Raw genomic sequence first — 9,182 nt, 5'->3', positions numbered from 1 at the left:
TATCCTCAATTTCTTGCAATCCTCGCTACGGACGCTTAAGTCCGACAGGCTGCTAAGGATAAGTATCACCAGAGAATCTGCCAAGCATATCCTAATCCATCGGCTATTTGTCGTGAAACGTTTTTCATTTTTCCAGAATGAAGCGCCTCAGGTTGGCAAAAGGAGGGACAACTTTGCTTTATTACTGGTTCAGCCAGGGAAAACCGCTGGCTATAACGGCTTTCCCTCTTGTTAAACGTTTATTAATTTGGAACTCTTGTCACCCTTAGAAAGCAATAAAACATCGATTCATCGAGGGGTATTCATGGGGCTCCAGTTTTTCAGGGGCATTGGCCGTTTTTTCGGATTGCACACAGTCTGGATCATCTTTCTTTTCGGTATGGTAACGATGGCTCGTGCGGATAAGGTATGGATGGAAAATGGAGATGTGATCAGTGGCAAAATCATGGGTCTGGAAGCGGGTAAACTGACTGTTTCTACACGTTATGCAGGTAACATTACCATTAATTGGCGCCATGTCCGTGCTCTGGAGACAGACCAGCCGCTCTGGGTGGGTTTGATTGGAGAGAAAGAGGCTCAACAGCGTCAGTTAAAGAGCAATGGTGATCAACTGACGATTGTTGATCCTGATGGTTATGAGCGGAGCTTTTCGGCAGTCTGGCCAGTGGCAGAAATTCTCACTGAACAGCCGGTGCTGGCTGCTAACTGGGACATTGCTGGCAAGGTCAACTTTGGTTTGGACAGCGATCAGGGTCAGGACAAAGAAACCACATTTACGCTCAGTGGCAACCTGGATATCAATGACGAGTGGAACAAAAACAGTTTTAAGTGGGACATTGAAGTAGAGACGGAAGATGACGCAGACTCTTCCACCAAGGAGTGGGAGCTGGGGTATGCGTATAGTCGCTATTTCACCGAGCACTGGTTCGTTCAGGGCTCTCTGGATCAGGAGTATGACTCAGCGGAAGATCTGAGATCAAGACTGACGCTCGGTGGTTCGCTCGGTTACCGCTTCAGGGAAACGGTGAAAGAAACAGTGATTACCACCGTTGGTCTGACTCATCTCTGGGAAGATTATCAGCTGGAAGATAACCAGAGAAATCTGGCGGTGACGACAGGACTGGTGTATCGGAAGAAGCTCATTGATAACCTTGAGTATTACTTTAACAGCAAGCTGTTTTACCGTCTGAATTCAGGCCAGCAGTGGTTGTTTGATGGAGAGCATGGTCTGAGGGTGGGGTTATCTGAAAGTCTTTCTCTAAACCTGATGCATTACCTGGACTACGACAGTATTCCTACAGAAGGTGCTGATAAAACCTCGAGTCAGATCAAGGTAGGCATTGGTTATTCCTGGTAGTGAGAATGGCCACAGAAGGTAGTAGCTTCTGCGGCCATGAATCAGAGGCGCAGACCTCCATCCAGTTCCAGCACCCGACCATTGAAGTAGTCGTTTTCAAAAATGAACGCCGCCGTTGCTGCAATCTCTTCAGGCTTACCCATGCGTCCCGCCGGAATACCCGCATTCATTTTGGCGCGAGCTTCGGGCTTCATGCCCAGCGTCATTTCAGTCTCAATCATGCCAGGTGCAATCGCAGCGCTCCTGATGCCAAAACGAGCCAGCTCCTTAGCCCAGGATACCGTCATAGCGACGACACCGGCTTTTGCGGCAGAGTAGTTGGTTTGTCCGAAGTTGCCCGAGCGGGAAATGCTGGCAATGTTTAGAATCAGACCTTTGCTTCCTGATTCAACCATGCTGGCAGACACCTCACGACCACAGAGAAAAACACCGGTGAGATTGACGTCAATGACTGATTGCCATTTTGCCAGTGAAAGCTTGTCAGTGACCTGATCCTCTTTCACCTTAATTAGCAGACCGTCACGCAGGATGCCCGCATTATTGATAAGACCGTTGAGCGGGCCCAGTTTTTCTCTGGCAACTTTGATACTGTTTTCTACTTCCTGTTCGTTGGCGACATTGGTAGGCAGGGCAATGGTTTTTGCCCCCAATTCAGAGCACTCCTTTACCGTCTGATCCAGGGCTTCGCCTTTCAGGTCTATCAGCCCAAGGCTGGCACCTTTTTCTGCCAGATGCAGTGCCATGGCCTTGCCCAGACCGCGGGCAGCACCGGTAATCAGGATGTTGCTTTGTTCGAGATTCATTCTTTTGTTCTTCTACGTCTGAAAATCACTCAATGATTGTAACGGAACATAGCGAATTCTCTATAGACGGTTTGGTTTTTCTGAGTAACAAGGAGTATGAGCTTCTTTGTCAGGGCTGTTCTTGGTCAGTCAGGATTGGCTGAACTTCCCGGGGGCTTTCGATCCATCCACAGGCTACTGGTTTTTAATCACACGTATCATTTGAAGACTTTCAAACATTTTCTTTTTGTCGTTTTCGGACAGGTGCGCTGCATTGACCGTCCTGACAAAGTCTTGCTGCATGTTATTATCAAATGCTCCTCCATTCTGAAGGTATTCGCTAATTTGCATCACGATCTGATGACCAAGCTCTATAAGCTTGGGCCTGACCTCGGAAGCCAGATCACGGTGTTTTTTATTTTCTGGTTTGGCAGATAACCATTCCGCCCTATATCGATATTGAATAGCCTTGGCCGCATCTATCTGAGCCTGAAAAAAAACAGCGATGGAATCTGGTTGTAAACCAGCCTGCTGTGCATCAAACAATGCTTTCTCAAGCACCTGTTTTTCTCTGGTCAAATCTTCAATAGCACGATGATTCGTGGCCTTAAATAAGGCTACATCCTGCATATAAGTCAGCCGCTGGTTGATTAACTCAAAGATTCCTTTCGACATTGTATCCGCATCCGCAATCGTCAAAGTAGAGAGTGTCAAACAGAGCAACCCTGTTACAAAAAGCTTCATGATTTCCTCAACAATTCTCTGAGCTTAGAACCAGTCCCTTTCCATTGATTCAGCCGTGACACTCTGATTATATTACGCTCAACAACTATTAGAGTATCTGCCAGAATCATCAGCGCTGAAGTCAAAGCCAAATCAGGATATTAGGCGGTGATGGGAGTCTTGACATCCGTTGTCCTATACTCAATGGCTGATTCACAAGGGAATATTGCTATGGATAACTCAAACAACCTTTACAACACCGACTTTTACCGCTGGACACAACAACAGGCTGAGTTGCTGCGTACCGGACGACTTTCTGAAATTGATGTCTCCAATATTCTTGAGGAAATTGAAAGTATGGGTCGCAGTGACTACCGGGCTTTTGAGTCTCACTTGGCGATCCTGCTTATGCACCTGCTTAAGTGGCTCTATCAACCCAGGTTCCAGAGTCGAAGCTGGCGTAATACGGTCACCGAACAGCGGCACCAGATTCAGATGCTGATCAAAGACAGCCCCAGCCTTAAAAGCAAGCTCGATGCTGTTACGCCACCGGCTTACCATCGTGCGGTGAAAGGTGCAGTCAGGGAGACAGGTTTCCCGAAAGCAACATTCCCTGAAACCTGTCCCTGGTCTTTTGATGAAGTCATGGTGGATGACTTTCTACCGGATACCCCACCTCAATAGACAGCAAATATTGGCTGTAATTAAAGGGGTAACACCATGGAACATGATCAGAAAACGCTTTACCAGACCGATTTTTACGGAAAAGGAGCCGCCCGCAAGTTCCGGGCCCGCAACGAAACGTCATCAGGCTCCTGGTCTTTTTTTGATTGATGAGACATCATCAATCAAGTCACTTTGGCATATAGGGCTCAAACTCCTTGGCCGGAGGCTGGGGAATATTACCAGCAGCATCAGGCCTTAAATTAGGGTATTGGCCCAGTACTTTTTTGATTTTGGATTCTAATACCCCTACCTCTCTTTGCTCTGATGCACATTGTTCCTGGACTTTTGCATACTCTCTGGTTACTGGGCCCTGATGGATGATGGGATAGGGCTTGACAGGAAAGTCCCGGAGTATGCTCTTAACTTTCTTATATTCACTCTCAGTTAAAACAGGTTTGAGAGCATTAAGCAGTTGTATTCGGGAAAGGAATGAATAGTCCTGATTCTCCTTGCTGACAAACCTTGATAACTCGACACCGGCCTTATAGACATCACCCTGATGGCGTCCACGCTGGACATTTCCCCGGTTCCCGGAGTTAGACGACAACACGCCATCCACATAACCTTTCAACTGCCCCGCCATATAATCAGCCTCTCGCCGATAGCAGGTCCATCTCTGTAAATAGACTTCCTGCGATAGTTGGTTATATCTTGCTTTCTCTGCCGGCAGATGAACTTCAAGTTCCGACAGGTTTTTCTGATGTTGAGAAATCAGCTCCTTATGAACCGTGATTTCCTGAAAGTCCCTTTGAAGCTGATGCCTTAACTCTTCCCGAACCGCTTCTATACACTCTTTGGCTAAAGGCTTCAGACTGCTGGCAAGCATACTCAACCCTACGAAAGCAGTTGCAGCTCCAGCAGCTGCACCGCAGGCAAATGGATTTCTCTGAACGGTATTTTCTACCACGGCAATAAGGCGATCGGTCAGAGCTGCACCGGGTACCACTCTGGCAGGCGTCCAATTCTGAACCAAAGCATCAAAGGAAACGGCTCCGGCAGAAGCAGCGCCTGCCATGAACGTTAAGCAAGGTATATATTTTGTCCTGGTTCCCTCCACCGGGTCATAGCTGAAAAAAACTTTCCTGATATTTTTAAACACACCACCCTCAGAAGCGTTGGCTGATGTGGAAACAGGCTGCCCCACTGCCGGGCTCTGAGCCATTGGATTACCGATTTGCATAACGAAACTCCTGTAAGATTAATTGAGGTAATTTGACAGATTTAAGCGCGTTATGATCTGCCTATCTATCAGGTAGACCTCCATTTTTGTACTAAGTTCCAAATAAAAAACAGCTCACGGAAAGACAGCAGCTAATGCTGCATGATAATCTTATTGATAATCAATATCATTAATATATAATCGCCTCAAAATGCCTGAAACAGGTGTCTTAATCATCAGCCATAGTTGATTCCGGCCATAGGTTGAAGAACAGAGTTCTGCATATCGAAATATACCCATTGGGTTTTGAAAATCTTCAAAGGCGATGGTTATAAGTGGTATGTTTTATGATATGAAAATACAGGGGGAAACAGATGGAACCCAAGGTTCAAGCCGCACACGACGCACGTAACCTGCTTTTGAATGAGTACCACGGTATTTTGTCCACTCACTCTGATGACGTGCCCGGGTACCCATTTGGTTCTGTTATGCCTTACTGCCTTGATAAACAGGGTAACCCGATCATCCTGATCAGTGACCTCGCTCAGCACACCAAAAACATTGAAGCTAACCCCAAGGTTTCTCTAATCATCACCCAAAGTGGTGTAGACGATATCCACAAGGCAGGGCGTCTGACCTGGATCGGCGATGCCGAAAAAATTGAAGCGGACAATGAAGAACTGAAGGCGCTGGAGCAACGTTACTACTCTTTCTTTCCACCTTCTGCTCAGTATCACAAAACCCATGGTTTTGACTTTTACCGTATTCATCTGAAGCGTGCACGTTTCATCGGTGGTTTCGGTAAGATTTTCTGGGTGAAGAACGAGCTGATGACTCGTGAAAACCCATTTTACGGCAGCGTAGAAAATGGCATGGTCAACCATATGAATGAAGATCATGTCGATGCGATGATGAAGTACTGTAAAGTGGCTGGTATCGAACTTCCGGAAGGTGTTGAGCCAAAGATGGCCGGTATTGATGCCACCGGTATGCACCTGCTGCTGAAAGACAAGCTGGTTCGTATTCCTTTCCCGACAGAAGTGGACGAGCCAATGGCAGTGCGCAAGACTCTGGTAGAGATGGCCAGAGTAGCTTGATATCAGGCTTGTACAAATAAAAAGCCCCGAGGTTGTTTGGGGCTTTTTACGTTTCAATCCTTGAAGTTTCCATGATTAACACTATATAAGAAGCACTGTTGTCTCTGGAGGCTTCCATGCGCTTCCCTTTCTGGATTTTTTTACTGCTTCCCGCCCTTGAACTGGTCGTCCTGATCAAGGTGGGGGGCTATATTGGCGCTTTTAATACACTGATTCTGGTTATTCTGGGTATGGTGGCTGGTATAGCGATCATTCGTCGTCAGGGTTTTCGTACCATGATGAAGGCTCGCGAGAAGATGAATCGTGGTGAGCAGCCTGCGCTGGAATTGCTGAAAGGTTTTTTGACTGCCCTGGGTGGTGTGTTCCTCATGATTCCCGGCTTTATCACCGACTTTATCGGGCTGGTTCTGCTCATTCCCCCGGTGCGCAGAGCGCTGCTGAGACGCATGATCAAAAGTGGTCGCTGGCAGGCGCAACAGTCATCCACCACCCTTGAGGGTGAATATTACCGTGAGGACATCGACACCAGCCGGAGTATCCACCAGACCCTCGAAGGTGAGTTCAAGCGGGAAGATGAAAAAAAATTCTAGTGCCCCCTTGAAAAGGCTAAAGCCACCCTTACTTACTAGATTACCGATAATTGGGTTCGGTTCTGACATCGCAAGTCAGACCGTTTGACAAGAGTTGATTGCTGGTTTTTCAGCATAAACAGTTGGAGAGATACATCGATGAAAATCCGTCCGTTGCGTGATCGCGTGGTCGTTCGTCGTGAAGAAGAAACCACTACCTCTGCTGGCGGTATCGTGTTGCCAGGTTCTGCTACTGAAAAGCCAAACCAGGGTGTGGTAGTGGCTGTCGGTGATGGCGTATTTCTGGACAATGGTGAAAAACGTCCTGTGGGTGTCAGCGTCGGCGACAAAGTCATCTTTGGTAAGTACGCTGGTTCTGACACCGTTAAGATCGACGGTGAAGAGCTGATCATCGTATCCGAGAGCGAAATCTACGCTGTTCTGGAAGACTGATCCCGGAACTTCGTTTTCATAGCAACTGTTTTAAATTTCCAAAGGATTACCCATCATGGCAGCAAAACAGGTTAAGTTCGGCGACGAAGCTCGCAAGCAAATGCTGGAAGGCGTCAACATCCTTGCTGACGCAGTAAAAGCGACTCTGGGTCCCAAGGGCCGTAACGTTCTGCTGGAAAAGTCTTTCGGCGCTCCAACCATCACTAAAGATGGTGTTTCCGTAGCCAAGGAAATCGAGCTGTCTGACAAATTCCAGAACATGGGTGCTCAGCTGGTTAAGGAAGTCGCTTCTCAGGCTAACGATCAGGCGGGTGACGGTACTACCACTGCAACCGTTCTGGCTCAGTCCATTCTGAACGAAGGTCTGAAGTACGTTGCTGCCGGCATGAACCCAATGGACCTCAAGCGTGGTATTGACAAGGCAGTAGCGGCTGTTGTTGAACAGCTGAAAACCATGTCCACGCCTTGCGAAGACAGCAAGTCCATCGCTCAGGTAGGTACTATCTCTGCAAACTCCGATGAGCTGGTGGGCCAGATCATCGCTGAAGCCATGGAGAAAGTAGGCAAAGAAGGCGTTATCACCGTTGAAGAAGGTTCCGGTCTGGAAAATGAACTGGACGTAGTAGAAGGCATGCAGTTCGATCGTGGCTACCTGTCTCCTTACTTCATCAACAACCAGGAAAGCATGTCTGCTGAACTGGAAAACCCATTCATCCTGCTGGTTGACAAAAAGATCTCCAACATCCGTGATCTGCTGCCAGTACTGGAAAACGTAGCCAAAGCTGGCAAGCCTCTGCTGATCATCGGTGAAGATATTGAAGGCGAAGCTCTGGCCACTCTGGTTGTGAACAACATGCGCGGCATCGTGAAGGTCGCTGCTGTTAAAGCGCCTGGCTTCGGTGACCGTCGCAAAGCCATGTTGCAGGACATTGCTATCCTGACCGGTGGTACTGTTATTTCTGAAGAAGTCGGTCTGTCTCTGGAAGCTGCCTCCCTGGAAGATCTGGGTTCTGCCAAGCGCATCGCTATCACCAAGGAAGACACCACCATCGTAGATGGTGCCGGCAACCAGGCTGATATTCTTTCCCGTGTTGAGCAAATTCGTGCCGAGATCGAGAACTCTTCTTCCGACTACGACAAGGAAAAACTGCAGGAACGCGTAGCCAAGCTGGCCGGTGGTGTTGCTGTTGTCAAGGTAGGCGCTGCTACCGAAGTGGAAATGAAAGAGAAGAAGGCTCGCGTAGAAGACGCTCTGCACGCTACCCGCGCTGCGGTTGAAGAAGGCGTAGTCGCTGGTGGTGGTGTTGCTCTGGTTCGCGCTCTGTCCAAGATCTCTGTTGAAACTGCCAACGCTGAACAGAAAGCGGGTGTTGAACTGATCCTGCGTGCTCTGGAAGGCCCAATCCGTCAGATCGCTTCTAACTCCGGTGACGAAGCTTCTGTCGTTGTCGACAAGGTCAGGTCCGGCGAAGGCAACTTCGGTTACAACGCTGCTACCGGTGAATATGGCGACATGATCGGAATGGGTATTCTGGACCCTGCTAAAGTCACCCGTTCTGCTTTGCAGGCGGCTGCTTCTGTTGCTGGTCTGATGATCACCACTGAGGCGATGGTTGCTGATGAGCCTGCTGAGGCTGCTGCTCCTGCTATGCCTGACATGGGCGGTATGGGTGGTATGGGTGGTATGGGCGGTATGATGTAATCATCTTCCCGAAGCTCTGCTTCTCCGAAAAAGCTGCTTCTGTTTCAGGAGCAGCTTTTTTTTATGTCATATTTCCCGTCACTTGCGGTGAACAACTCGCAGAACTCACTTCATACTGACTCCATTGTTGATGACAGACTGCTCCTTAAGATCGGATCTCAGAATGCAAAAATTGGATTTAAGGGAACCTTTCAGATGTTTCTGAATCAAACATGGTATCAACGGTCAACATTGACCAATATCGAGAGTTTTGAACTCAAATCAGGATGAACTTCGCCGATGACTCAGGTCATGGCTATTAACAGAAAAGGAGCAGCATATGAGTAGTGGCATGGAAATTTCAGGAAGGAGTGGTAGTCTTCAGATACCCGCTAGCAATACGGGTAGTAATGCCCCTTTATCATCGGACGGGAACACGCCCACTCATAGAATTAGTGGTCCTGTTAATCCTGATCCACAGCTTAATCAGCTGCAGCAAAGCAGGACTCCTGACACGCCCATAAACGAAAGGAGAACCGATCCTTCAAACCCTTTAAATACACCGGGGCTAAGGCCTGGCAGTCAGCCACCGATCCAAAATCCCGATCCGACAGGAAACAGGAATCCTGGGCCTG

General features: G+C 48.2%; 11 protein-coding genes. 8 read left to right on the top strand and 3 right to left on the bottom strand.

What is annotated here, in order from left to right:
* Both KDK19_RS22185 and KDK19_RS22180 read left to right on the top strand, forming a co-directional pair.
* Nucleotides 1–235: hypothetical protein (locus tag KDK19_RS22185; RefSeq protein ID WP_257292971.1), on the top strand; the 235-nt coding region annotated here is incomplete at its 5' end.
* 69 nt (nt 236–304) lie between these two features.
* Nucleotides 305–1,357: a DUF481 domain-containing protein gene (locus KDK19_RS22180; RefSeq protein WP_257292970.1), complete on the top strand. Its 1,053-nt coding sequence runs from the start codon at nt 305–307 to the stop codon at nt 1,355–1,357.
* Nucleotides 1,358–1,398: 41 nt separating this feature from the next.
* Here KDK19_RS22180 and KDK19_RS22175 read toward each other — a convergent pair whose 3' ends face one another.
* Nucleotides 1,399–2,160, bottom strand: coding sequence for an SDR family oxidoreductase (locus tag KDK19_RS22175; protein ID WP_257252336.1), 762 nt, complete (start codon nt 2,158–2,160; stop codon nt 1,399–1,401).
* Nucleotides 2,161–2,334: 174 nt separating this feature from the next.
* Nucleotides 2,335–2,883: a chorismate mutase gene (locus KDK19_RS22170; RefSeq protein ID WP_257252337.1), complete on the bottom strand. Its 549-nt coding sequence runs from the start codon at nt 2,881–2,883 to the stop codon at nt 2,335–2,337.
* Between the two features lie 210 nt (nt 2,884–3,093).
* Here KDK19_RS22170 and KDK19_RS22165 point away from each other — a divergent pair, with 210 nt between their 5' ends.
* Nucleotides 3,094–3,546: a DUF29 domain-containing protein gene (locus KDK19_RS22165; RefSeq protein WP_257252339.1), complete on the top strand. Its 453-nt coding sequence runs from the start codon at nt 3,094–3,096 to the stop codon at nt 3,544–3,546.
* Between the two features lie 169 nt (nt 3,547–3,715).
* Here the strand turns inward: KDK19_RS22165 and KDK19_RS22160 are convergent, their stop codons facing one another.
* The gene (locus KDK19_RS22160) at nt 3,716–4,768 is read right to left on the bottom strand and encodes a hypothetical protein (RefSeq protein ID WP_257252340.1); all 1,053 of its coding nucleotides are present in this window, start codon (nt 4,766–4,768) and stop codon (nt 3,716–3,718) included.
* Nucleotides 4,769–5,121: 353 nt separating this feature from the next.
* On the opposite strand from KDK19_RS22160, the gene KDK19_RS22155 reads away from it, so the two are divergent.
* The 5 genes from KDK19_RS22155 to KDK19_RS22135 form a co-directional block, all read left to right on the top strand.
* Nucleotides 5,122–5,844, top strand: a complete 723-nt coding sequence (locus KDK19_RS22155) for a HugZ family protein (protein ID WP_257252341.1) — start codon at nt 5,122–5,124, stop codon at nt 5,842–5,844.
* A 116-nt stretch (nt 5,845–5,960) separates the two neighbouring features.
* Nucleotides 5,961–6,434: an FxsA family protein gene (locus KDK19_RS22150; protein WP_257287396.1), complete on the top strand. Its 474-nt coding sequence runs from the start codon at nt 5,961–5,963 to the stop codon at nt 6,432–6,434.
* 138 nt (nt 6,435–6,572) lie between these two features.
* Nucleotides 6,573–6,866 (top strand): co-chaperone GroES, encoded by a 294-nt coding sequence (locus tag KDK19_RS22145; RefSeq protein WP_257252343.1) that lies wholly within the window; start codon nt 6,573–6,575, stop codon nt 6,864–6,866.
* Nucleotides 6,867–6,921: 55 nt separating this feature from the next.
* Nucleotides 6,922–8,568, top strand: coding sequence for a chaperonin GroEL (gene groL, locus KDK19_RS22140; RefSeq protein ID WP_257292969.1), 1,647 nt, complete (start codon nt 6,922–6,924; stop codon nt 8,566–8,568).
* Nucleotides 8,569–8,887: 319 nt separating this feature from the next.
* The coding region (locus KDK19_RS22135) for a hypothetical protein (RefSeq protein ID WP_257292968.1) at nt 8,888–9,182 on the top strand (295 nt) is incomplete at its 3' end.

Origin of the sequence: Endozoicomonas sp. ONNA1, assembly GCF_024606325.1 — a bacterium.
In the GTDB taxonomy this organism is placed as follows: Bacteria; Pseudomonadota; Gammaproteobacteria; order Pseudomonadales; family Endozoicomonadaceae; genus Endozoicomonas_A.
The sequence above is the reverse complement of the archived record's forward strand: the minus strand, read 5'-3'. Positions and strand labels throughout refer to the sequence as shown.

Coding starts and splice junctions, on each gene's coding strand:
- KDK19_RS22155 (WP_257252341.1), top strand. CDS start 5,122: ATGGAACCCAAGGTTCAAGCCGCACACGACGCACGTAACCTGCTTTTG.
- KDK19_RS22175 (WP_257252336.1), bottom strand. CDS start 2,160: ATGAATCTCGAACAAAGCAACATCCTGATTACCGGTGCTGCCCGCGGT.
- KDK19_RS22165 (WP_257252339.1), top strand. CDS start 3,094: ATGGATAACTCAAACAACCTTTACAACACCGACTTTTACCGCTGGACA.
- KDK19_RS22180 (WP_257292970.1), top strand. CDS start 305: ATGGGGCTCCAGTTTTTCAGGGGCATTGGCCGTTTTTTCGGATTGCAC.
- KDK19_RS22170 (WP_257252337.1), bottom strand. CDS start 2,883: ATGAAGCTTTTTGTAACAGGGTTGCTCTGTTTGACACTCTCTACTTTG.
- KDK19_RS22160 (WP_257252340.1), bottom strand. CDS start 4,768: ATGCAAATCGGTAATCCAATGGCTCAGAGCCCGGCAGTGGGGCAGCCT.
- KDK19_RS22150 (WP_257287396.1), top strand. CDS start 5,961: ATGCGCTTCCCTTTCTGGATTTTTTTACTGCTTCCCGCCCTTGAACTG.
- KDK19_RS22145 (WP_257252343.1), top strand. CDS start 6,573: ATGAAAATCCGTCCGTTGCGTGATCGCGTGGTCGTTCGTCGTGAAGAA.
- groL (WP_257292969.1), top strand. CDS start 6,922: ATGGCAGCAAAACAGGTTAAGTTCGGCGACGAAGCTCGCAAGCAAATG.